Source organism: Pseudomonas sp. BIGb0558, from assembly GCF_024807515.1.
Classification (GTDB): domain Bacteria; phylum Pseudomonadota; class Gammaproteobacteria; order Pseudomonadales; family Pseudomonadaceae; genus Aquipseudomonas; species Aquipseudomonas yamanorum_A.
Genome location: NZ_JANUEW010000026.1, coordinates 63229 through 86178 on the forward strand (window position 1 = coordinate 63229; position 22950 = coordinate 86178).

Consider the following 22950-nt stretch of genomic DNA (forward strand, 5'->3'; position numbering starts at 1 on the left):
CGGATCAGCCCAGGTTGTCCTGAATCACGCCCAACACTTTGCGCGCCACATCGGCCGGCGCCACGGTGTTGATGTTTTTCTCGACGGTGACTTGCACGCTGTCGCCTACCTTGCTCAAACGAACCTGGTAACGCTCGGCACGAGTTTCGATCTCTTCCTTGGTCGGCTTGCTGCCGAACAATTTGCTGAAGAAACCAGGCTCATCGTCTTTCTTCTCGGCTTTTTCGGCCAGGTTGATGTAGTACAGGCCCAGGCTGCGGTTGATGTCTTCAACGCGCCATTCGCCGTGTTCCAGCGCGCGGCCGACACTCGACCAGGCGCGATCCAGGTCTTCACCCAGGTTGAGCACGACGTTGCCGCTGCCGTCTTCGCTGAGGCTGACGCGGCTAGGCGTGTCAAAGCTGCCGGCGGCGAGCAGGGAGACGGAACCGCCCTTCTCGGAGATACGGCTCATGCTGGCGAGCATTTCGTCGACCAGGGCCGCGTCCACGCCGGTGTTGACCGAACGCGGGGTGAAGTCGACGTTGGCGGTGCTGCCGGCAGGACGCTCGGCGCTGACCACATAGACTTCACTGGTATTACGCTGCACGCCTGGCTCGATACGCACGCGGATGCGGGCTTCGCTGTCATTGGCTACGCCGCCGGCTTGCAGGCGCTTGGCCATGGAGGCCGACAGTTCGCTGGTGTGCTGCCACGCGGTGGTGAATTCACCGGTCTGCGGGCGTTGCTCGTCAATGCGGAAACCGTTGTCCTGGAAGAACTGCACGGCCACCGGCCAGACTTCGGCAGGTGGGCGCTGGGCCATGACCCAGCGGGTGTCGCCGCTCTTCTGCAGGCTGTAGTCGCTGGCATCGGCCACGGCCGACAACGGCTGCGGACGTGGCACTTCGTACTCACCCTTGAAGGTGTCGTCGGCCACGTTGCGCGGGATCGGCAGCAGCGGGTCAAGGCGCTTGGCGACATTGACGTCCGACGGCAATTTCATCGGGGCGGTTTGTTGGGCTTCCAGGTAATCGCTACCGCGGTCGCGGAAGTAGCCTTCCGGCCCCCAGATCCAACCGCAGCCACTGGTGCTGGAGATAATCAAGGCAAGTGCGGAAAGTCCGGCCAATCGCTTCATGCGTAGTGCTTCCTCAATTAAACCAGGACGCCGGACTGGCGCAGGGCCTGTCGCAGCGGTTCGTGACAGGCTTCGCTGAGCCAGGTGAGCGGCAGACGGATACCGTCCGGCATCAGGCCCATCTCATGCAGCGCCCATTTCACGGGGATAGGGTTGGATTCGATAAACAGGGTTTTGTTGAGCGGTGCCAATTGCTCGTGGATCGCCCGGGCCTTGACCGCGTCACCGGCAATGGCAGCGGCGCACAGCTCGCTCATGGCGCGCGGTGCGACGTTGGCAGTCACCGAGATGTTGCCTTTACCGCCCAGCAGGATCAGTTCCACAGCCGTGGCGTCGTCACCGGAATACACCAGGAAGTCGCTGCTCACGCCGGCCAGGATGTCCTTGGCGCGTTGCAGGTCACCGGTGGCTTCCTTGATACCGATGATGTTCGGTACGGTGGACAGTCGGATCACGGTCTCGGCCTTCATGTCGCAGGCGGTGCGACCGGGCACGTTGTAGAGGATCTGCGGGATATCGACCGCTTCGGCGACGGCGCGAAAGTGCAGGTACAGGCCTTCCTGGGTCGGCTTGTTGTAGTACGGCGTCACCAGCAGGCAGGCATCGGCGCCGGCTTTCTTGGCGTTCTTGGTCAATTCGATCGCTTCGCGGGTCGAATTGGCGCCCGTGCCGGCGATGACAGCAATACGCCCTGCAACGCGCTTGACCACGAACTCGATCACTTCGATGTGTTCTTCCACATCAAGTGTGGCCGATTCACCTGTGGTGCCGACCGCCACGATGGCGTTGGTGCCCTCTTGCAGGTGGAAGTCCACCAGTTTGCCCAGGCTGTCCCAGTCGAGATTACCTTGTGCATCCATGGGTGTGACCAGTGCCACCATACTGCCCGCAATCATGCAACCGCTCCTGCCGGAAAAAGAGAGCGGTAATGGTACTGGCGCCAAGATGCTTGTACAAGCGAAGTACCGCCTGAGGATGCGTTCTGGATCAACTTAGTTCGCAGCAACGCCATCATTGGGCCAAAGCAGCGTTTGATGAAGCTGATTACGTAATGAAAACGCCACCTCCTAGCCCTTGGCGATGGTTTTCGCTACCCTTCATCCTTTGATTGATACCGCTTTCATCGTATCGACCGCTCATCGCTTTAGGAAGGCTGCATGTCCACCCCCACAGTCCGCGAACAATTCCTTGTCATCAGTGCCCTTGGCGCCAACCCCATGGAGCTGACTAACGTCCTGTGCCGCGCCAGCCATGAAAACCGCTGCGCCGTCGTGACCTCCCGCCTGACCCGCCATGGCGAGTGCAGCGCGCTGGTCCTGCAGATTTCCGGAACCTGGGATGCCCTGGCCCGCCTCGAAACCGGCTTGCCGGGTTTGGCCAAGAAGCATGACTTCACGGTCAACGTGGTGCGCAGCGCCGCCCTGGAGAACCGTCCCCAGGCCCTGCCCTACGTGGCCTATGTCAGCTCGGCCTACCGCTCGGACATCGTCAATGAGCTGTGCCAGTTCTTTATTGACCACAACGTCGAACTGGAAAACCTGACCTGCGACACCTATCAGGCCCCACAGACCGGCGGCACCATGCTCAACGCTACCTTTACCGTGACCTTGCCGGCCGGCGTGCAGATCAGTTGGCTGCGCGACCAGTTCCTGGATTTCGCCGATGCCTTGAACCTCGATGCGCTGATCGAGCCTTGGCGCCCACAGAACCCAATGTAAGGAAGTTTTCATGGCAGTAGTCATCGACAAACCGGTAGACGATTTCGAAGCCCAGGCCACCAGCGGGCAGACCTTCAGCCTTGCCGGGCTCAAGGGCAAGCAAGTGGTGATCTACTTCTACCCTAAAGACAGCACGCCGGGCTGCACCACCGAAGGCCAGGGCTTTCGTGACCAGCACGCAGCCTTCAAGGCCGCCAACACCGAAGTATTTGGCGTGTCCCGGGACAGCGTGAAGTCCCACGAGAACTTCAAGGCTAAGCAGGAATTTCCCTTTGAGCTGATCAGCGACAAGGACGAAGCGGTTTGCCAGCTGTTTGATGTGATCAAGCTGAAGAAGCTGTATGGCAAGGAATACCTGGGTGTTGACCGCAGCACCTTCCTGATCGACAAGGATGGTGTGCTGCGTCAGGAATGGCGTGGTGTGAAGGTGCCAGGCCATGTGGATGCTGTATTAGCAGCGGCGCAGGCGCTGAACAAGGCTTGATTCACTTGCTGGCTTTGGAATAGCTATCGCAGGCAAGCCAGCTCCCACATGTGCTCGTTGTTCGACATGACAACTCAGCCAATGTGGGAGCCGGGCTTGCCCGCGATGAGGCCTGCACCGGCAGCACAAATATCAGAGTAATGGCGCTACAACCGGTTCCTGCCGGGGCCAGGCGTCCAGCACCGCCTTGAACAGCGTCGCCAGGGGAATCGCGAAGAACACCCCCCAGAAACCCCACAACCCGCCAAACAACAATACCGCACAGATGATCGCGACCGGATGCAGGTTCACCGCCTCGGAGAACAGCAGCGGCACCAGCACGTTGCCGTCCAGCACCTGGATGATGCCGTACACCGCCATCAGGTAGATGAACTGATCACTCCAGCCCCACTGGAACAGCGCGATCAACATCACCGGCACCGTCACCACCACCGCGCCGACGTAAGGCACCACCACTGAAACCCCCACCAGCAGCGCCAGCAGGGCTGCATAGTTCAGGCCCAGCGCGACAAAACCGATGTAAGTGACCCCACCGCAGATAAAGATCTCGATGACCTTGCCACGGATATAGTTGGCAATCTGCCGGTTCATTTCCTCGGCCACCCGGGTAATCAGCGCCCGTTCACGCGGCAAGTAGCCACGCACCCAACGACCGATCATCTCGCGGTCCTTGAGGAAGAAAAACACCAGGATCGGCACCAGTACCAGGTAGATCATGATGTTGACCAGCAGCGGCAAGCTCGAAAGGGAAAAGGTCAGCGCCCATTGCCCGAACTTTCCGATTTCACCGCGGGCCACTTCAATGGCCTGCAGCACCTGCTCGTCCGACACCAGGTGCGGATAGCGCTCAGGCAGCAGCAAGAGCAGCGACTGCCACTTGGCAAGCATGCCCGGCAGTTCGTTGAACAAGGTGATCAACTGATGCCACAACAAAGGCACCACGATCACGATAAACACCAGCAAAAGCCCCATGAACAAGGCAAATACCAGGCCCACCGCAGCCCCGCCCGGCAAACGCAGGCGCTCCAGGATGGAGACCAGGCCTTGCATCAGGTACGCCAACACCATGCCTGCCAACACCGGCGCCAACATGCCGCCCAAGGTGAGCACCGCCGTAAAGGCGAGAAATAGCAGGACGGCCAACACCACGGCTTCCTCATCAGAGAAGTAGCGCTGAATCCAGTCACGTAACACTTTGAACATCAATTAACCTCAGGCGATAAGGACAGCATATTCAAGCGATTCAGGCCTTGCGCAACCAGTAACGATAGACGCCCGCTTCGTCTTCTTCATGCAGCAGGGTGTGACCGGCCAGCTTGGCAAACGTACGGAAATCCCGCTGGGAACCCGCGTCCGTGGCGATCACCTTGAGCACCGCGCCGCTGGCCAGCCGGTTGAGTTCCAACTTGGCCTTGAGCAAGGGCAGCGGGCAGTTAAGGCCACTGGCATCCAGTTCGGCATCGAAGGCTACAGCGTCGGTCATGGTTTTGCTCCGGGTGGGCGTCGGGGGCGCTTAGAATATCTGGTCCGAAGCTCAGTGTCCGGCTACAGTAAGCTCTTTGTCGAAAGGCTTTGTGCATGACTTTTTTGCGCCCTACCCTGCTGACGCTGGCTTGCCTGCTGGCCTCTCCAGGCTTCGCCGACGACCTGCCGTCACTTGGCGACGCCAGTTCTGCCATTGTCTCGCCAAAACAGGAATACGATTTGGGCCGGGCATGGCTGGCCTACCTGCGTGGCCAGGTCTCGCAACTCAACGACCCGCAGCTCAAGGACTACGTCGAAAGCAGCGTTTACAAACTGGTGGAAACCAGCCAGGTCAATGACCGGCGCCTGGAATTCATTCTGATCAACAGCCCGCAACTGAACGCCTTTGCCGCACCGGGTGGCATCGTCGGGGTCAACGGCGGCCTGTTCCTCAATGCCCAGACTGAAGGCGAATATGCCTCGGTACTGGCCCACGAATTGGCTCACTTGTCCCAACGCCACTTCGCCCGAGGTGTGGAAGCCCAGCAACGCATGCAGATCCCGATGATGGCCGCGCTGCTCGGCGGCATCATCGCCGCCGCTGCTGGCGCAGGCGATGCGGGCATTGCCGCGATTGCCGGCAGCCAGGCCGCCGCGATCCAGGAGCAACGCCGCTTTTCCCGGCAAAACGAGCAAGAGGCTGACCGTATCGGCATTCTCAACCTGGAGAAAGCCGGCTACGACCCGCGCTCCATGCCAACCATGTTCGAACGCCTGATGCGCCAGTACCGTTTTGACGCCAAGCCACCAGAATTCCTGCTGACTCACCCGGTCACCGAATCGCGGATCGCCGACACCCGTAACCGCGCAGAGCAAGCCAAGCCGGGCGGCATTGAAGACAGCCTGCGCTACCAACTGATCCGCGCGCGCGTGCAGCTGTACTACGAAGACACTCCGGGTTTGGCGGCCAAGCGCTTCCAGGCTCAGCTGGATGAAAACCCGAAAAATGATGTGGCGCGTTATGGCTTGGCCATCGCCCAGATCAAAGGCGCCCAGTTCAACCTGGCCCGGGAAAACCTGAAGCCGCTGCTGGCCAAGGCGCCCAACGACATTACCTACAACCTGGCGCAGATCGAGTTGGACATGAGCAACAATCGCCTGCCGGATGCCCAGCAGCGTACGGACCGGATGTTGACGCAATATCCAGGCAACTACCCGCTGAATCAGGTTCGGGTGGATCTGCTGCTCAAGCAAAGCCGCACCGCTGACGCGGAAAAAGCCCTCGAAGGCCTGCTTAAATCACGCACGGACGATCCGGATGTCTGGTACCAGGTCGCGGAAACCCGTGGTTTGTCGGGCAACATCATCGGCCTGCATCAGGCTCGCGCCGAGTACTTTGCGCTGGTAGGGGACTTCAAACAGGCCATTCAACAACTGGACTTCGCCAAGCGTCGCGCCGGAAGCAACTTCCCGCTTTCGTCACGTATCGATGCACGCCAACGTGAACTGATCGACCAGGAACGCATGATCAAAGACATGATGGGCTAAACCTCGCAGCCACAAAAAAGCCCCGCTCTCGTGTATCGAGAGCGGGGCTTTTTATTGGACTAGCGGATTACTCGGCCAGCTTGAAGGTAATGAAGCTGGCGCGGCCCTGACGCAGGACACGCATCGACACCGAGCGGTTCTTCGGCAGCGCCTTGGCGATGTCGGTGAACTCTTTGGTGGAGTTGATGGCCTGGTTGTTCAGGTGAGTAATGACATCACCCGGCTGCAGGCCGATCAGGGAGGCAGGACCGTCCTGGACTTCCTTGATCACTACGCCACTTTTAAGGTCGAAGCTTTTCTTCTGCTCGTCGGTCAACTCGACCACGGCAATGCCCAGGCGGTTGCTGCTGCGTTCGGCACCCGGCTTGGTGTTGCCCAGCGCATCCAATGTCGCGCCTTCTTCCGGGATTGCGCCGACAGTCAGCTCAACGTTCTGGCGCTTGCCGTCGCGAATCACTTCCAGCTTGGCCTTGCTGCCCGCCTTGAGCGCACCCACCAGATGCGGCAAGTCTGCAGACATGACGATCGGCTGGCCGTTCATGCTCAGGATCACGTCACCGACTTGCAAACCACCTTTGGCTGCCGGGCCATCGTCCTGGATTTGCGCAACCAGGGCGCCGGCCGGCTTGTCGAGACCGAAGGACTCAGCCAGGTCCTTGTTCACTTCCTGGATCACCACACCCAGCCAGCCGCGGCTAACTTTGCCACCGGTTTTCAGCTGGTTGGAAACGTCCATGGCCACGTCGATCGGAATCGCGAACGACACGCCCATGAAACCACCGGAGCGGGTGTAGATCTGCGAGTTGATCCCGACCACTTCGCCCGCCAGGTTGAACAACGGACCACCGGAGTTACCCGGGTTGATCGGCACGTCGGTCTGGATGAACGGCACGTAGTTTTCGTTCGGCAGGCTGCGGCCGATGGCGCTGACAATGCCTTGGGTCACAGTGTGGTCAAAACCAAACGGCGAACCGATGGCGACTACCCATTGCCCGGCTTTCAGGTCCTGGGATTTACCCAGCTTGAGCACCGGCAGGTCCTTGCCCTCGATCTTCAGCAGGGCTACGTCGGAACGTGGGTCTGTGCCTACCAGCTTGGCTTTCAACTCGCTGCGATCAGCCAGGCGTACGAGAATTTCGTCGGCATCGGCAATCACATGGTTGTTGGTCAGGATGTAGCCATCAGGCGAGATGATGAAACCCGAACCCAGAGACTGGGCCTCACGTTGGCCACCACCGCCACGCGGCGTGCGCGGCTGGGGCATGCCGCGCTCGAAGAATTCGCGCAGCATCGGCGGCAGGCCTTCCAGGTCCGGCATCTGCTGGTTGGAGACTTTGCGATCCGGCAGTTTCTGGGTAGTACTGATGTTCACCACGGCAGGCGACGCCTGCTCCACCAGTTGGGTGAAATCAGGCAGCTCGGCCGCTTGCGCGGTAACGGCCTGACCCAGCACCAGCACCGTGGCGACTATGGATAGGTAAGACTTCAAACGTGGTATCGACATACAGCTCCCGTTACGACGAGCAGGGTTGAGCGACAGGGTTCAATAAACGCCGAAAAAACTGCGATCGACATTTTTGTTCCGCGAACAAAACAAGGCCAGGGCCGTTAAGCCCTGACCTATAAAAAACATAGGGGATTTTAGCAAGTGAAAATAACGATCCAGACATTTCATGCTCTCGACAGAGGCAGGCATGGACTTTCTCCTGCGCAACATTGAAATATCAGGATGAACATAGGATTAACAACTCACGGCTTGGCGGGGGTCGTGGCGCTGCGTACAGAGAGCGCAATTCGCTCGGCGGTACCAATCGGGATTTCGCCGACGACGGTCACCATCACCTCGCCTTCCAGCGTATTCACACGCCGCGATACAGCGACTGTCGGGCCCAACTGCGTGCGTGTCTCGGTCACCGTCGCGCCGTTGAGCGGCTCCAGAAACACCGAGAAACGCGCCAGGCCATCGTCATACATCAGGCTGCTGACGGTTATCTTGGTGTGGGAATCTTTGTGGGCGCTGCTGTTGACCATCTGGAAGCCTGGCGGCATCCAATCGAGGCGCCAATCCTGAGGGACTTCGACCTCCGGGGCCTTGGCGCTGGTAACGGCGACCGGCGTACATTCACCGCTGGGCTGCAGATCCCGATCGTCAGGCACCGACGTTTTGAGCTGGGTGAACTGGAATCGCTCCAGCAACTGACCCTGATCGTTAAGCAACAACGACTTCAGTGGCAGCGCGGTTTCGCGATCCAGGTGCAGCTCAAAGCCATAACGGTATTGATCACGGGGCGTGACAGAAACGATGACCGCATTTCGACCGGCCACGCGCGATTTGCCAATAACGGCCAGATCGTAGAAGGCTTTGAGTTTTTGCGGATCAAGGGCGCGTGAAGGAGAGTCGGGGGAATCCCCAAGCCCGGCAACCAATGTGCCGCTCACGCATTGAGTACGACCATCTACACGCACGACTTCCTGGGCAGAACCATCGAGCTGCAAAAGCCGCTCACGGACTTGACCATTCTGGACGCGATGCCAGATGTCATGGGTAGAAAAACTACCGTTACGCTCGTAGATGAAAGTGCCCTGAAAGCTTTGTTGCTGCTCCGCCCGCCCAAGACGCGTCAGCCAGTCTTGGGCTTCGTCGGCATGGGCGGGGACTGCAAACCAGCCACTGAGCAACAGCGTAAGGAGCGGTATGGCGCGCATAAAGCTCCTTGGCGGTCTAGCGGTTTTCCAGGCTTGCAGCGCGAGCGTATGGCAGAGCGCTTTCAGTGCCTTTCAAGGCCGATTCCTGTGCGTGTTGGCGCAGGTAGCCTGGAAGACGCTGATCCTGCCAGCCGGATTGCCCTTGAAGTACACCGTTGGCCATAGGCCCGGTGGTATCTGCGCTTTCCTTGTAGCCGGCCAGTACAGCTGGACCCTTGACCTGCGGACCGGCCATGACCGGTTGCTGGGTCTGCTGGGCCAGTTCGGCGCCGGCAATTTCGTCCTGGTTGTACAGGCGAACACCTGCCAACACGGCCACAGTCACCGAAGCAGCGACTGCCAGACGACCCAGGCTACGCCAAGGACCGCGAGCAGCTTTTGCCGGAACGGCTTCATCAGCCAGCGCAGCAGAAACGGCCGCAGCAATATCCAGACGAGGGATTAGAAGATCCTTGTGCATCACCGCCCGAGCGACTTGGTAACGAGACCAGGTATCACGGGTTTCGGCATCATCAAATGCATTAAGCACTCGACGAAGTTCCAGTTCATCCGCTTCGTTATCCATCACTGCGGACAGCGATTCCTGCAGGGCATCACGACTCATGGCGGTTCCTCTCTTGGCTGTCGCCGCTGTCTCAGTTTTCCTGCAACAACGGCTGCAGGGCTTTATCGATGGCTTCCCGAGCCCGGAAAATCCGGGAACGTACGGTACCCACCGGACATTGCATGACGGCCGCAATGTCCTCGTAACTCAGACCATCGAATTCACGTAAAGTTAACGCCGTACGCAAATCTTCTGGCAGTTGCTGAATTGTTCGATGGACGGTTCCTTCGATCTCGTCGCGCAGCAATGCACGCTCCGGCGACTCGAGATCCTTGAGGCCGTGATCACCATCATAAAATTCAGCATCTTCCGAACTAACATCACTATCCGGTGGGCGGCGACCGCGAGAAACCAGATAGTTCTTCGCCGTGTTAATGGCGATGCGGTAAAGCCACGTGTAAAACGCACTATCACCGCGAAAATTACCGAGTGCACGGTACGCCTTGATAAAGGCTTCCTGTGCAACGTCCTGCGCTTCATGGGTGTCGTGCACAAACCGCACGATCAACCCGAGAATTTTGTGCTGGTATTTCAGCACTAGCAGATCAAATGCCCGCTTGTCGCCGCGTTGAACGCGCTCGACCAGCTGCTGATCCTCTTCCTGGGTTAGCATGAACACTCCTCGTTGTACTTGAAGGAGGCTTGCATAACTAATCGATCAGGCTTGCAAACATAGACTCGGACTTTTCGCAAAAGTTCTCCCCCTCCAAGCAAGTTTCCGGCGCGCACTGATTTGGCACACACGAAAAACGCAGCTCGGGCAATGCCGGCTGCGCGAATAATCTGTCGCCAGTTTCCTGACGCGCCTGACAGAGACGCGGCTCAGTAAATCCAGCGTGTTCCCAGCTTTCGGGCATCCTGCTATTGAGTCGGGGCTTATGCAAAAAGTTCCCATCCCAATCGCTGTCCGTTTCATGAAAGCCGTGCAGTTCGTTGACCGTAGTCTCACAATGCCACGAATGCCCGGCTATTGTGCCGCTCCCCCCCTCTATATACTAGTGGGCCGTGTGACCCTTTGATTCGCCGATCCAGGCGTCCTGTTTGCGCCCCCTTCGGATCGCTTTTTGCGGAATCCTTCAAATGAGCCAACAGTTTCAACACGATGTCCTGGTGATTGGCAGCGGCGCCGCGGGCTTGAGCCTCGCATTGACGCTACCGAGCTACCTGCGCATAGCCGTACTGAGCAAAGGCGACCTGGCCAATGGCTCGACATTCTGGGCCCAGGGCGGTGTCGCCGCCGTGCTGGACGACACCGACACCGTGCAATCCCACGTCGAAGACACCCTGAATGCCGGCGGCGGCCTGTGCAATGAAGAGGCAGTACGCTTTACCGTCGAACACAGCCGCGAAGCCATCCAATGGCTGATCGACCAGGGCGTGCCCTTCACTCGCGATGAACATTCCGGCACCGACGACGGCGGTTTCGAGTTCCACCTGACCCGTGAAGGCGGCCACAGCCATCGGCGCATCATCCATGCCGCCGACGCCACCGGCGCCGCGATCTTCAAGACTCTGCTCGAGCAGGCCCGGCAACGCCCGAACATTGAACTGCTGGAACAGCGGGTTGCCGTCGACCTGATCACCGAAAAACGCCTGGGCCTGCCGGGCGAACGCTGCCTCGGCGCCTACGTGCTCAACCGCGCCAGCGGCGAAGTCGACACCTACGGCGCGCGCTTCACGATTCTCGCCTCGGGCGGCGCGGCGAAGGTCTACCTCTATACCAGCAACCCCGACGGCGCCTGCGGTGACGGCATCGCCATGGCCTGGCGTTCGGGCTGCCGGGTGGCGAACCTGGAGTTCAATCAGTTCCACCCCACGTGCCTGTATCACCCGCAGGCCAAGAGCTTCCTGATCACCGAAGCCCTGCGCGGCGAAGGCGCACACCTGAAGCTGCCCAATGGTGAACGTTTCATGCAACGCTTCGACCCACGGGCCGAGCTTGCCCCGCGCGATATCGTCGCCCGGGCCATCGACCATGAAATGAAGCGCCTAGGCATCGACTGCGTCTACCTCGACATCAGTCACAAGCCCGAAGCCTTCATCAAGACCCACTTCCCGACGGTCTACGAGCGCTGCCTGGCGTTCAACATCGACATCACCAAAGGCCCGATCCCGGTCGTGCCGGCGGCGCACTACACCTGCGGCGGCGTGATGGTTGACCAGCACGGCCGCACCGACGTGCCCGGCCTGTACGCCATCGGCGAAACCAGCTTCACCGGCCTGCACGGCGCCAACCGCATGGCCAGCAACTCGCTGCTGGAATGCTTCGTGTACGCCCGCTCCGCCGCCGCCGACATCCTTGAACAACTGCCGCGCATCCCCGTGCCGGCCGCCCTGCCCCGCTGGGATGCCAGCCAGGTGACCGATTCGGACGAAGACGTGATCATTGCCCACAACTGGGACGAGCTGCGGCGCTTCATGTGGGACTACGTGGGGATCGTGCGCACCAACAAACGCCTGGCACGGGCACAGCACCGGGTTCGGCTGCTGCTGGATGAGATTGACGAGTTCTACAGCAACTATAAAGTCAGCCGCGACCTGATCGAGTTGCGCAACCTGGCCCAGGTGGCGGAACTGATGATCCGCTCAGCCATGGAGCGCAAGGAGAGCCGGGGCCTGCATTACACCCTCGACTACCCGCAAATGCTGCCCGAGGCGCTCGACACTATCCTGGTGCCAACCACCTACGGCGGCTGAACTTCAAACGCACCCGCAGGCGCCGATGCACATCGGTGGCCTGCGAATCACGCGGCACACAGATCGAACGCACCCGCCAATCACCCTGCACCCGAAAGCGCAGCACCACGATCAACGGCAACGCCAGGCTGTCGGGGCGCAGTTGCACGCTGTGCCAGCCACGCGCGGCGCTCCACAACTGCCAGCCGTCCTCATCGCGGCGCAGGCCACGGATCGACGAACGGTGAGTCAGCAAAATATGACGCGGCAGCACCCAACCGGCATGCGCCAGGCACAGCAACGCGCTGAAAGCGGCGATCCACGGGGACACATCGAGAAACCATAAGGCACCCAGTGCTAACGCCTGGGCGAAAAGATAAGCCGCCAGCAACTGCCCGGAGGCGTGCCAGCGGCATTCAAACGTATTACTTGGGCTGGACACGATCCAGGATCATCCGAACCATGCGCTGCAGCTCCGGATCTTCCGATTCGGCGCGTTCCATGAACCAGCCGAACATGTCCTGATCTTCGCATTCCAGCAGCTTGCGGTAGCAGTCGCGGTCAACGTCGTTGAGGTGCGGGTAGACCTCCCTGACGAACGGTACCAGCAACACGTCCAGCTCAAGCATGCCGCGGCGGCTGTGCCAGTAGAGGCGATTGAGTTCTACATCTTCGACCATGGAGCGCTCCTCAAATAGAGCGCAAGTATACAGGCCGAAGCTGCCTGGAACAGTCGGCTTTGGTCGGCCATACGGAAACTATCCATTTGCCGGGCGCCCCTCTATGATGCACTCATGACTTTTTAACCTGCGATGACCCATGGCTGACTCTGCTTTCTTCTGCTCCCTGTCCCACGAAGGCGTCCTCGCCGTCCGCGGTTCCGACGCTGCCAAGTTCCTCCAGGGACAACTGACCTGCAACCTCAACTACCTGAGTGACACCCAGGCCAGCCTCGGCGCGCGCTGCACCCAAAAAGGGCGCATGCAATCGAGCTTCCGTATCCTGCTGCAGGGCGATGGCGTGCTGTTGGCCATGGCCACCGAGTTGCTGGAGCCGCAACTGGCGGACCTGAAGAAGTACGCCGTGTTCTCCAAATCCAAACTCACCGACGAAAGCGCCGCCTGGGTGCGTTTCGGTGTGTCGCAAGCCGATCAGGTCTTGGCCAGCCTCGGCCTTGAGCTGCCTGCCGAGACCGATAGCGTTGTGCGCAGCGACGAGTTGATCGCGATCCGCGTATCGCCGGGCCGTGCCGAGCTGTGGGCCCCTGCCGCCCAAGCCGATACCCTGCGCAGCCAACTCGCCGCGCAATTGAACGAAGATGAACTGAATCAATGGCTGCTGGGCCAGATCCGTGCGGGCATCGGCCAGGTCATGCCCCAGACCCGCGAACTGTTCATCCCGCAGATGCTCAACCTGCAAGCCGTCGGCGGCGTGAGCTTCAAGAAAGGCTGCTACACCGGCCAGGAAATCGTCGCGCGCATGCAGTACCTGGGCAAACTCAAGCGTCGCCTGTATCGCCTGAGCCTGAATGCCAGCGAACTGCCAGAGCCTGGCACCCCCTTGTTTTCCCCGACGCACAACAGCGCCATCGGCGAGGTGGTGATTGCCGCCCGGGCCGGCGAGGCGATTGAACTTCTAGCGGTGCTGCAAGCCGAAGCAGCAGAGAGTGGCGATGTGCATGTAGGTACGCTGGAAGGCCCGGGTCTTCAGCTGCTCGACCTGCCTTACCAACTGGACCGTGATCGCGAGATCCAGCGCTGATCGTCGTACCTTTTTGCAACACCCTAGAGATCATGAATGAACAAGCTGGCGGAAAAAGTCCAACAGGCGTTGGTTGTGGCCATCGATAATGATGACCTGGTCCTGCCCACGCTACCGGAAGTGGCCCTGAAGATTCGTCAGGCCGCCGAAGACCCGGACATCAGCATCAGCCATCTGAGCAAAGTCATCGGCCGCGACACCGCCCTGTCGGCGCGGCTGATCAAAGTGGTCAACAGCCCGCTGCTGCGCGCCACTCAGGAAGTCACCGACCTGCACACCGCCATCACCCGGCTGGGCACCAACTACAGCAGCAACCTGGCGATCGGCCTGGTGATGGAACAGATCTTCCACGCCCGCTCCGAAGTGGTCGAACAGAAGATGCGTGATGTGTGGCGCCGCAGCCTGGAAGTGGCGGGCGTGAGCTATGCACTGTGCCGCAACCACAGCCAGCTGAAACCAGACCAGGCGGCCCTCGGCGGCCTGGTGCACCAGATTGGCGTGCTGCCGATCCTGACCTATGCCGAAGATCATTATGAGCTGCTGTCCGACCCGGTCAGCCTCAACCACGTGATTGAAAGCATCCACCCGTTGCTGGGCGCGAAGCTGCTGCGGCGCTGGGACTTCCCGGAAATGCTGGTGAACCTGCCGGCGCAGTACATGGACCTGGAGCGCGACTCCGAGCGCCTGGACTATATCGACCTGGTACAGGTCGCCGTGCTGTATTGCCATCGCAACACCGACCATCCGCTGGCCAGCGTGCCGGTATCGACGTTGCCTGCGATCCAGAAACTGCGGATCGACCCCTACAACGACACCTTGCGTGCCGAGTTGGACGCAGCGCGGTCGATGTTTTACTGATTACCCCGCGATAAAACTGACCCGTACCTTCAACCCCGCCAACTCACCGTCATGCAAGCTGATCTGCGCCAGATGCGCCCGGCAGATCTCGCCGACAATCGCCAGCCCCAAGCCTGAACCCAAGCCCTGCTGGCTGCGCCGATAGAAGCGCTCGAACACCCGGTCGCGCTCATCCAGCGGGATGCCCGGGCCGTCGTCCTCCACCTCAAGTACCGCCGGCGCCGTAACCCGCAGAATCACGTTGCCGCCCGGCGGCGTGTGGGCCAGGGCGTTGTCCACCAGGTTACTCAGCAACTCGTTCAACAAGGTCGGTTCGCCCCGCAGCCACACGGGCTCATCTGCCTCCAGCGCCAGGGCCACGCCCCGCGCATGGGCCAGCGGCGCCATGGCCATGCCCAGCTCGCGAGCCAGCTGGCTCAAGTCCAGCAGTTGCGCACCACCCTCGGCAATTGCCCGGGCGCCGTTTTCGATGCGGGCAAGCGAGAGCAATTGATTGGCCAGGTGAGTCAGGCGATCCGTGCCCTGGGCGGCGGTTTCCAGGGTGGTGCGCCAGGTAGCCGGGTCTTCGGCGCGCAGGCCGAGTTCCAAGCGTGCCTTGAGCGCCGCTAGTGGTGTGCGGAGTTCATGGGCAGCATCGGCAATAAACTGCGCCTGACGCTCGAACTGCCCGCGCAGGCGTTCGGTGAAATGATTCAGCGCCCGTACCAGCGGGCCCAACTCATGCTGCACTTCCACCAACGGCAACGGCCGCAGGTCATCCGGCTGACGCTCTTCCACGGCCGTGCGCAAGCGCTCCAATGGCCGCAGCGCCGCACTCACCGCGAAAAACACCAACAACAATGCACCAACGGCCAGCATGCCCAGACGCAGCAAGGTATCGGCCATCAGGCTGCGGGCCATGGCGACGCGCGCCTCGTCGGTTTCGGCCACACGGATTTCCGCCATGCCGTTCATGTTCGGCTCGGAGACCGCCTTGAGCAGGCTCACCACCCGCACGTTCTGGCCCTGATACTTGGCGTTGTAAAAGCGCGCCAGCGCCGGATAGTCATCGGTGCGCGGCGTACCCGGCGGCGGGCCGGGCAGGTTTTCGTAGCCGGAAATCAGCTTCTGGTGGATATCGTTGACCTGGTAGTAAATCCGCCCGGCGCTGTCGTAGGCGAACGTATCCAGGGCGACGTAGGGCACGTCGGCGCTCAAAGTGCCGTCGCGATGAGACAGGCCCGCTGCAATGGTCCGCGCCGAGGCCAGCAGCGTGCGGTCGTAAGCCGTGTCCGCCGCCTCGCGCCCGTTCCAGTAAGCGCTCAAGCCGCTGGCGATCATCAACACCACCAGCAACAGCGCCAGGTTCCACAGCAGGCGCCAGCGCAGGCTGCTGGGCTTATGCATCGCGGGCTTCCAGCAGGTACCCCAGGCCACGGAAGGTAACAATTGCAACAGGCTGCCCATCGAGCTTCTTGCGCAGGCGGTGCACGTAGATTTCGATGGCATCGGGGCTGGCTTCTTCATCCAGGCCGAACACCTGGGAGGCCAACTGCTCCTTGCTCATCACGCGGCCGGGACGTGCGATCAGCGCCTCAAGCACCGCCTGTTCGCGGGAGGTCAGGGTCAGCAGTTCGCCGCCCAGGGTGAAGCGTCGTGTATCCAGGTCGTAAATCAGCACGCCACACGCCTGCTGCCGCTCACCACCCAGCACGCTGCGGCGCAGCAGGGCCTTGACCCGTGCTTCCAGCTCCGTCAGTTCAAACGGCTTGGCCAGGTAGTCATCTGCGCCGAGGTTGAGGCCATGCACGCGGTCTTTCACGTCGCTGCGGGCAGTCAACATCAACACAGGCAGATTTTTCCCACGGGCCCGCAAGCGTGCCAACACCTCGAAACCGTCCATGCGCGGCAGGCCCACATCGAGGATCGCCACCGCGTATTCCTCGCTGCTCAAGGCCAGGTCCGCCGCCACGCCATCGTGCAGCACATCGACGGTCAAACCCGTGCTCTTGAGCGCCTGGGCGACACTTTCGGCTAGCTGCAAATGGTCTTCGACCAGAAGGACACGCATGGGTTTTTACCTCGTTCGGGGGTGGTCGGCGCCACGCTTTGCCGGGGAGTTTACAGGCGCCACCTTTGCTGTGAAGCCCGAAAACATTGAAAGGCGACTGAAAGGTTAGTGAAAGCTTCGCCCTTTAGCATCCAGCCACGGTGGGTTTCGCCTGCCGAGCTATTTCACCTGTAGCGCCCGAAAAACGCCTCGAAGCGTTTTCGTCAAAATAAGAACAATAACGGAGTACACCCACGATGCTGCGCACACAGCCGCCTGCTCGTTCTTCTCGTATCACCCAGACCGCCCTCGCCAGTGCCGCCGCCATTGCCGGCTTTTCGCCCGTAGGCCAAGCCGCCTTTATCGAGGACAGCACCGCCACCCTCGAAACCCGCAACATGTACTTCAATCGCGACTTTCGCGACGGTACCAGCGCACAACAATCCAAGCGCGACGAATGGGCCCAGGGCTTTATGCTCAACCTGCAATCGGGCTACACCGACGGCACCGTCGGCTTTGGCGTGGATGCGCTGGGCATGCTTGGGGTCAAGCTCGACTCCAGCCCCGACCGCACCGGCACCGGCCTGCTGCCGACCCACGATGACGGCCGCGCCGCCAATGAATACTCCAAGCTCGGCCTGACCGGCAAAGTGAAGATCTCTGCCACCGAACTGAAAATCGGCGCGTTGATCCCCGAGCTGCCGATCCTCAAGCCCAACGACGGGCGCATCCTGCCGCAGACGTTTGAAGGTGGCCTGTTGAGTTCCAAGGAGTTCAAGAACCTGGTGTTCACCGGCGGGCGCCTGAACAAGGCCAAGGACCGCGACGACACCAACTACGAAGACATCGGCCTCAACAACAAGAACAGCCGCTTCCTCAGCGGCGCCACCGGCAAGCATTTCGACTTCAGTGGCGTGGACTACAAGTTCGCCGACAAGATCACCGGCAGCTACCACTTCGCCCAACTCAACGACGTATACCGCCAGCACTTCCTCGGCCTGGTAGCCTCGCGCCCGATGGGCCCCGGCACCTTCGGCGCCGACCTGCGCCTGGCCGTCAGTGACGACACCGGTGCAGCCCGTGGCGGCAAGATCGACAACACCTCCCTCAACGGCCTCTTCAGCTATGCCCTCAATGGCCATAAGCTCAGCGCCGGCTACCAGCACATGTCGGGCGACAGCGCCTTTCCCTACGTGGATGGCAGCGATCCTTACCTTGTCAACTTCGTGCAGATCAACGACTTTGCCGGCGCCGAAGAACGCTCCTGGCAAGCCCGCTACGACTACGACTTCGCCAAGCTGGGGATTCCCGGACTGAGCTTCATGAGCCGTTACCTGTCGGGTGACAACATCAAGCTCAAGAACGGCGAGACCGGCAAGGAGTGGGAACGCAACAGCGAGATCCGCTACGTGGTGCAAAGCGGCACCTTCAAGGATGTGGCCGTGCGCCTGCGCAATGCCACCTACCGCTCCAACTATTCGGCCCGTGATGCGGATGAAGTGCGCCTGCTGGTGAGCTACAGCGTCGCCCTTTGGTAGTAGCAACCTCATAACAACAATGATGGAGATGAACATGACCCTTTCACTGCGTAAATTTGCCCTGACGGCCAGCTGCATGCTGTTCGCCAGCCAACTGCTGGCCGCCGAACCCAAGCGCCCGGAATGCATCGCCCCGGCGTCCCCTGGCGGTGGTTTTGACCTGACCTGCAAACTGGCGCAGAGCGCGCTGGTCAACCAGAAGCTGTTGAGCAAGCCGATGCGCGTGACCTACATGCCCGGCGGCGTGGGCGCGGTGGCCTACAACGCCGTCGTGGCCCAGCGCCCGGCAGACGCCGGTACGCTGGTGGCGTGGTCCAGCGGCTCGCTGCTGAACCTGGCCCAGGGCAAATTTGGCCGCTTCGATGAAAGCGCTGTGCGCTGGCTCGCCGCGGTCGGCACCAGCTACGGTGCCATCGCGGTGAAAAGCGATTCGCCCTACAAAAACCTCGACGATCTGGTCAAGGCCCTGAAGAAAGATCCGGGCAGCGTGGTGATCGGTTCCGGCGGCACCGTCGGCAGCCAGGACTGGATGCAAACCGCACTGATCGCCAAGGCCGCCGGGATCAACCCCCGCGACCTGCGTTACGTGGCACTGGAAGGCGGCGGTGAAATCGCCACCGCGCTGCTCGGCGGGCACATTCAGGTGGGCAGTACCGACATCTCCGACTCCATGCCGCACATCCTCAGCGGTGACATGCGCCTGCTGGCCGTGTTCTCCGACGAGCGCCTGGACGAGCCGGAAATGAAGAACATTCCCACCGCCAAGGAACAAGGCTACGACATCGTCTGGCCAGTGGTACGTGGCTTCTACCTCGGGCCAAAAGTCAGCGACGAAGACTACGCCTGGTGGAAAGACGCGTTCGACAAACTGCTGGCCTCCGAAGAGTTCGCCAAGCTGCGTGACCAGCGCGAGTTGTTCCCGTTCGCCATGACCGGCCCGGAGCTGGACACCTACGTGAAGAAACAGGTGGCTGACTACAAAGTGCTGGCCAAAGAGTTCGGCCTGATCCAGTAATCGCCCCTTGTTCGCGCGGCCACGCCCTTGCGCATCAGGGGCGCGGCCCAGGAGTTTTGCATGCTCTTACAACGCATTTTTGCCTCGTTCATGTTGCTGGTCTGCGCCGCCCTGGCGCTGATGGCCTGGCCGTATCAGGCATCGTTTTCCTATGAGCCGGTAGGACCTCGCGCCTACCCGCTGCTGATGCTCGGGCTGATGAGCCTGGGCCTGATCTACATGCTGTTTCGCCCGCAGCCCACCAGGCACACCGAGGAAGAACCGGCGCTGGACCGCGAAACCCTGGTCAAGATCGCTGTCTGCGTCACGCTGTTGATCATCTTCGCCGGCACCTTCGAACCCCTGGGTTTCATCCTCAGCAGCATCCTGATCGGCATTCCGATGGCGCGCCTGTATGGCGGCCGCTGGCTGCCCAGCGCGGTGATCGTGACCTTGATGAGCATCGGTCTTTATCTGTTGTTCGATAAGGCCATGGATGTACCGCTGCCGCTCGGCCTGCTTGAAGTTCTGGAGAACTGATATGGATACGTTCAGCTATTTGGGCCAGGGCTTCGGCGTTGCACTGACCCCTTACAACCTGATCACCGCGCTGTGCGGCACCTTGATCGGCACCGTGGTGGGCCTTCTGCCAGGCCTGGGCCCGATCAACGGCGTGGCGCTGTTGATCCCCATCGCGTTCGCCCTCGGGCTGCCGCCTGAGTCGGCGCTGATCCTGCTGGCCGCCGTGTACCTGGGTTGCGAATACGGCGGGCGGATCAGCTCGATCCTGTTGAACATCCCGGGCGAAGCGTCCACCGTGATGACCACCCTCGACGGCTACCCGATGGCCCGTAAAGGCCTGGCGGGCGTGGCGTTGTCGCTGTCGGCATGGAGTTCGTTCATCGGCGCGTTTATCGCCACCTGCGGCATGGTGCTGTTTGCCCCGCTGCTGGCCAAATGGGCGATTGCCTTCGGCCCGGCGGAATATTTCGTACTGATGGTGTTTGCCATCGTCTGCCTGGGCGGCATGGCCGGTGACAAACCGCTGAAGACCTTTGTCGCCGCATTGATCGGCCTGTTTCTGTCAGCGGTGGGTATCGACGCCAACAGCGGCGTGTACCGTTTCACCGGCGATAACATCCACCTCACCGACGGCATTCAATTCGTGGTGCTGGTGCTGGGCCTGTTCTCCATCAGCGAGATCCTGTTGCTGCTGGAAAAAACCCATCGTGGCCAGGAAGCGGTGAAAGCCACCGGACGGATGATGTTCAACCTGAAGGAAGCTTCCGCCGTATTCGTGGTGAATATTCGCTGCGGCCTGTTGGGTTTCATCATGGGCGTATTGCCCGGCGCGGGTGCCACACTGGCCTCCGCCGTGGCCTACATGACCGAAAAGCGCCTGGCCGGTGCCAGCGGTAAATTCGGCCAGGGCGACATGCGCGGCCTGGCCGCGCCGGAAACCGCGATCGGCGCTTCCGCCTGCGGCGCCCTGGTGCCAATGCTCACCCTCGGCGTACCCGGCTCGGGCACCACGGCCGTGATGATTGGCGCCCTGTCGCTGTACAACATCACCCCCGGCCCGCTGCTGTTCCAACAGCAACCGGACATCGTCTGGGGCCTGATCGCCTCGTTGTTCATCGCCAACATCATGCTGGTGATCCTCAACATCCCGATGATCCGCATCTTCACCCGCATCCTCGCCGTGCCGAACTGGGCGCTGGTGCCGGTGATCGCCATCATCACCGCGATCGGTGTGTACGCGGTTCACGCCACCACCTTCGACCTGTTCCTGATGGTGGGCATCGGCATCTTCGGCTACATCCTGCGCAAGCTGGACTTCCCGCTGTCGCCCGTGCTGCTGGGCTTTATCCTCGGCGGCTTGATGGAGCAGAACCTGCGCCGGGCGCTGTCGATTTCCAACGGTGAATTGCAAATCCTCTGGTCCAGCCCGATCACCTTTGGTGTGTGGGTGCTGACCGCGTTGATGCTGCTGTTCCCGCTGGTGCGCATCTGGCGCAAGCGTTCCCTGCAGCGTCGTGCTGTGGCCGATGTCTGAGGCCACGTTCAGAAACTGGTGGGCGACACCGCTGGTCGGTCTGCTGGGCGGGTACCTCGCCAGCCAGATCGGCTGGCCACTGCCGTACATGGTCGGCTCGTTGCTGGCGATCATCCTCGTGCGCTGCCTCACCCCCTGGCAGCTGGCAGAAATCCCCGGCGGCCGCAAATGCGGCCAATGGGTGGTGGGCATCGGCATCGGCCTGCACTTCACCCCGGTGGTGATCGAGCAGGTGATGAGCCACTTCGGCCTGATCTTCTTCGGTGCGCTGGTCACCAGCCTCTCCAGCATTGTGGGGGTGTGGTTGATGCGCCGCAGCGGTGAAGACCGCGCCACGGCGTTTTTCTCCAGCATGCCGGGCGGTTCCGGCGAGATGGTTAACCTCGGCGCGCGCAATGGCGCGGTGCTCAGCCGTGTCGCGGCGGGCCAAAGTCTGCGGGTGCTGGTGGTGGTGCTGTGTGTGCCGGCGGCGTTCAAGTATTTGCTGGGGGAAGGCGCGCCGCAGTTTCATCCGGCGACCGTCGACTGGACCTGGCTGGCGGTGCTCTTCCCGATCGGCGCCTTGGTGGCCTGGGGTTGGCAGCGTTTACGCCAACCAAACCCTTGGCTGTTCGGGCCGCTGCTGGTCAGCGCCATCGTGAGTATCACCTGGGACCTGCACATCGGCCTGCCCGACGGTGGCAGCCAGATAGGCCAGTGGCTGATCGGCAGCGGCCTGGGTTGCCACTTCAACCGGCAATTCTTCCGGCGTGCGCCGTTGTTCATGGGCCGCACCTTGATCGGTACGGCGTTGACCATGTTGATCGCGACGCTGGCGGCGGTAGGCTTGAGTGCCCTGACACATCTGGATCTGCGCTCGTTGACGCTGGGCATGATGCCCGGTGGCATTGCCGAAATGAGCCTGACGGCGGAAACCCTGCAATTGTCAGTGCCGCTGGTGACCGCAATGCAGGTGATGCGTTTGTTGTTTGTGTTGTTTCTGGCGGAGCCATTGTTCCGGCACTGGAACCGACAGCCGTAATCTGCACTCCCGGAGTGACCCGCCCTGGGTCACTACCATTCGTCGCCACTGTCACTTCTCACAGCTATCCCCCTTTCTGCCTGAAGCGTTCAATCGCTACAGCGACGCTCACCCCTTCCTGGCCTGAGCGTACCCTCAACGAGCAGACAGGATTGTGATCATGACTCAAGATCTCGACACCCCGCACGATGACCCCGTCCCTTCATTACCACTGCTGCCAAGCGACACCACGCTTGAGCCCGCACCCTTGCGCCCGGGCGGCTTTACCCTGCCGCAACCGCCCGATAGCGTGCTGACCGCCCAGTCCTTCAGCAACGAGCCCTTCAGCAACCTGCCCCTGTACATTCCGACCCTGACCACCCCGGTCGTCGGC

General features: G+C 61.1%; 24 protein-coding genes. 12 read left to right on the top strand and 12 right to left on the bottom strand.

Translation table 11 applies throughout. From position 1 onward, the window contains the following. Positions 1 to 4: 4 nt before the first annotated feature. Together bamC and dapA are read right to left on the bottom strand one after the other, a co-directional pair. Complete coding sequence (bamC, locus tag M2400_RS24570; RefSeq protein WP_010176583.1) at positions 5 to 1120, bottom strand: outer membrane protein assembly factor BamC; 1116 nt, start codon at positions 1118 to 1120, stop codon at positions 5 to 7. 17 nt (positions 1121 to 1137) lie between these two features. Then, the gene (gene dapA / locus M2400_RS24575) at positions 1138 to 2016 is read right to left on the bottom strand and encodes a 4-hydroxy-tetrahydrodipicolinate synthase (protein WP_177079541.1); all 879 of its coding nucleotides are present in this window, start codon (positions 2014 to 2016) and stop codon (positions 1138 to 1140) included. 261 nt (positions 2017 to 2277) lie between these two features. Here dapA and M2400_RS24580 point away from each other — a divergent pair, with 261 nt between their 5' ends. Together M2400_RS24580 and M2400_RS24585 are read left to right on the top strand one after the other, a co-directional pair. Next, on the top strand, positions 2278 to 2838 hold the full coding sequence (locus tag M2400_RS24580) for a glycine cleavage system protein R (protein ID WP_003172487.1): 561 nt from the start codon (positions 2278 to 2280) through the stop codon (positions 2836 to 2838). A gap of 10 nt (positions 2839 to 2848) precedes the next feature. Further along, positions 2849 to 3322 (top strand): peroxiredoxin, encoded by a 474-nt coding sequence (locus tag M2400_RS24585; protein WP_177121687.1) that lies wholly within the window; start codon positions 2849 to 2851, stop codon positions 3320 to 3322. Between the two features lie 132 nt (positions 3323 to 3454). Here the strand turns inward: M2400_RS24585 and M2400_RS24590 are convergent, their stop codons facing one another. Next, entirely contained in the window at positions 3455 to 4525 is a 1071-nt protein-coding gene (locus M2400_RS24590; protein WP_003211986.1) for an AI-2E family transporter, read from the bottom strand. A gap of 40 nt (positions 4526 to 4565) precedes the next feature. Beyond that, positions 4566 to 4805 (bottom strand): sulfurtransferase TusA family protein, encoded by a 240-nt coding sequence (locus M2400_RS24595; protein ID WP_003211989.1) that lies wholly within the window; start codon positions 4803 to 4805, stop codon positions 4566 to 4568. 95 nt (positions 4806 to 4900) lie between these two features. On the opposite strand from M2400_RS24595, the gene M2400_RS24600 reads away from it, so the two are divergent. Continuing rightward, complete coding sequence (locus M2400_RS24600) at positions 4901 to 6334, top strand: M48 family metalloprotease (protein ID WP_177045050.1); 1434 nt, start codon at positions 4901 to 4903, stop codon at positions 6332 to 6334. Positions 6335 to 6401: 67 nt separating this feature from the next. Here the strand turns inward: M2400_RS24600 and M2400_RS24605 are convergent, their stop codons facing one another. From M2400_RS24605 to rpoE, 4 genes are all read right to left on the bottom strand, one after another. Then, positions 6402 to 7838 carry a DegQ family serine endoprotease gene (locus M2400_RS24605; protein ID WP_177045052.1) on the bottom strand — a complete coding sequence of 479 codons (1437 nt, stop codon included), beginning with the start codon at positions 7836 to 7838 and terminating at the stop codon, positions 6402 to 6404. A 245-nt stretch (positions 7839 to 8083) separates the two neighbouring features. Continuing rightward, positions 8084 to 9040 (bottom strand): MucB/RseB C-terminal domain-containing protein, encoded by a 957-nt coding sequence (locus tag M2400_RS24610; protein ID WP_259198709.1) that lies wholly within the window; start codon positions 9038 to 9040, stop codon positions 8084 to 8086. A 16-nt stretch (positions 9041 to 9056) separates the two neighbouring features. After that, on the bottom strand, positions 9057 to 9644 hold the full coding sequence (locus tag M2400_RS24615; protein WP_071488935.1) for a sigma-E factor negative regulatory protein: 588 nt from the start codon (positions 9642 to 9644) through the stop codon (positions 9057 to 9059). 31 nt (positions 9645 to 9675) lie between these two features. Then, on the bottom strand, positions 9676 to 10257 hold the full coding sequence (rpoE, locus tag M2400_RS24620; protein ID WP_007944079.1) for an RNA polymerase sigma factor RpoE: 582 nt from the start codon (positions 10255 to 10257) through the stop codon (positions 9676 to 9678). A gap of 467 nt (positions 10258 to 10724) precedes the next feature. Here rpoE and nadB point away from each other — a divergent pair, with 467 nt between their 5' ends. After that, positions 10725 to 12341 (top strand): L-aspartate oxidase, encoded by a 1617-nt coding sequence (gene nadB, locus M2400_RS24625; protein WP_259198710.1) that lies wholly within the window; start codon positions 10725 to 10727, stop codon positions 12339 to 12341. Here nadB and M2400_RS24630 read toward each other — a convergent pair. Then, positions 12310 to 12762 carry a protein YgfX gene (locus M2400_RS24630; RefSeq protein ID WP_259198711.1) on the bottom strand — a complete coding sequence of 151 codons (453 nt, stop codon included), beginning with the start codon at positions 12760 to 12762 and terminating at the stop codon, positions 12310 to 12312. The genes nadB and M2400_RS24630 overlap by 32 nt on opposite strands. After that, entirely contained in the window at positions 12746 to 13000 is a 255-nt protein-coding gene (locus M2400_RS24635; RefSeq protein ID WP_003212000.1) for a succinate dehydrogenase assembly factor 2, read from the bottom strand. Before M2400_RS24635 ends, M2400_RS24630 begins: the two co-directional genes overlap by 17 nt. 139 nt (positions 13001 to 13139) lie before the next feature. Between M2400_RS24635 and M2400_RS24640 the strand changes: the two genes are divergently transcribed. Both M2400_RS24640 and M2400_RS24645 read left to right on the top strand, forming a co-directional pair. Further along, positions 13140 to 14081: a folate-binding protein YgfZ gene (locus M2400_RS24640; RefSeq protein WP_177045060.1), complete on the top strand. Its 942-nt coding sequence runs from the start codon at positions 13140 to 13142 to the stop codon at positions 14079 to 14081. Between the two features lie 36 nt (positions 14082 to 14117). Beyond that, entirely contained in the window at positions 14118 to 14939 is an 822-nt protein-coding gene (locus tag M2400_RS24645) for an HDOD domain-containing protein (protein ID WP_259198712.1), read from the top strand. Here the strand turns inward: M2400_RS24645 and M2400_RS24650 are convergent, their stop codons facing one another. After that, complete coding sequence (locus M2400_RS24650; protein WP_010176593.1) at positions 14940 to 16325, bottom strand: sensor histidine kinase; 1386 nt, start codon at positions 16323 to 16325, stop codon at positions 14940 to 14942. Next, positions 16318 to 16989, bottom strand: a complete 672-nt coding sequence (locus M2400_RS24655) for a response regulator (RefSeq protein ID WP_003212008.1) — start codon at positions 16987 to 16989, stop codon at positions 16318 to 16320. The genes M2400_RS24650 and M2400_RS24655 overlap by 8 nt, the downstream gene beginning before the upstream one ends. 236 nt (positions 16990 to 17225) lie before the next feature. Here M2400_RS24655 and M2400_RS24660 point away from each other — a divergent pair, with 236 nt between their 5' ends. From M2400_RS24660 to M2400_RS24685, 6 genes are all read left to right on the top strand, one after another. Then, positions 17226 to 18506, top strand: coding sequence for an OprD family porin (locus M2400_RS24660; protein ID WP_259198713.1), 1281 nt, complete (start codon positions 17226 to 17228; stop codon positions 18504 to 18506). A 28-nt stretch (positions 18507 to 18534) separates the two neighbouring features. Continuing rightward, on the top strand, positions 18535 to 19521 hold the full coding sequence (locus M2400_RS24665; RefSeq protein WP_177045067.1) for a tripartite tricarboxylate transporter substrate binding protein: 987 nt from the start codon (positions 18535 to 18537) through the stop codon (positions 19519 to 19521). Positions 19522 to 19581: 60 nt separating this feature from the next. Next, a complete protein-coding gene (locus tag M2400_RS24670) occupies positions 19582 to 20040 on the top strand; it encodes a tripartite tricarboxylate transporter TctB family protein (RefSeq protein ID WP_177045068.1) in 459 nt (152 codons plus the stop codon). Between the two features lies 1 nt (position 20041). Then, entirely contained in the window at positions 20042 to 21556 is a 1515-nt protein-coding gene (locus M2400_RS24675; RefSeq protein ID WP_063032650.1) for a tripartite tricarboxylate transporter permease, read from the top strand. Continuing rightward, a complete protein-coding gene (locus tag M2400_RS24680) occupies positions 21549 to 22577 on the top strand; it encodes an AbrB family transcriptional regulator (protein WP_177045070.1) in 1029 nt (342 codons plus the stop codon). Before M2400_RS24675 ends, M2400_RS24680 begins: the two co-directional genes overlap by 8 nt. A 160-nt stretch (positions 22578 to 22737) precedes the next feature. Beyond that, the coding region (locus tag M2400_RS24685; RefSeq protein ID WP_259198714.1) for a hypothetical protein at positions 22738 to 22950 on the top strand (213 nt) is incomplete at its 3' end.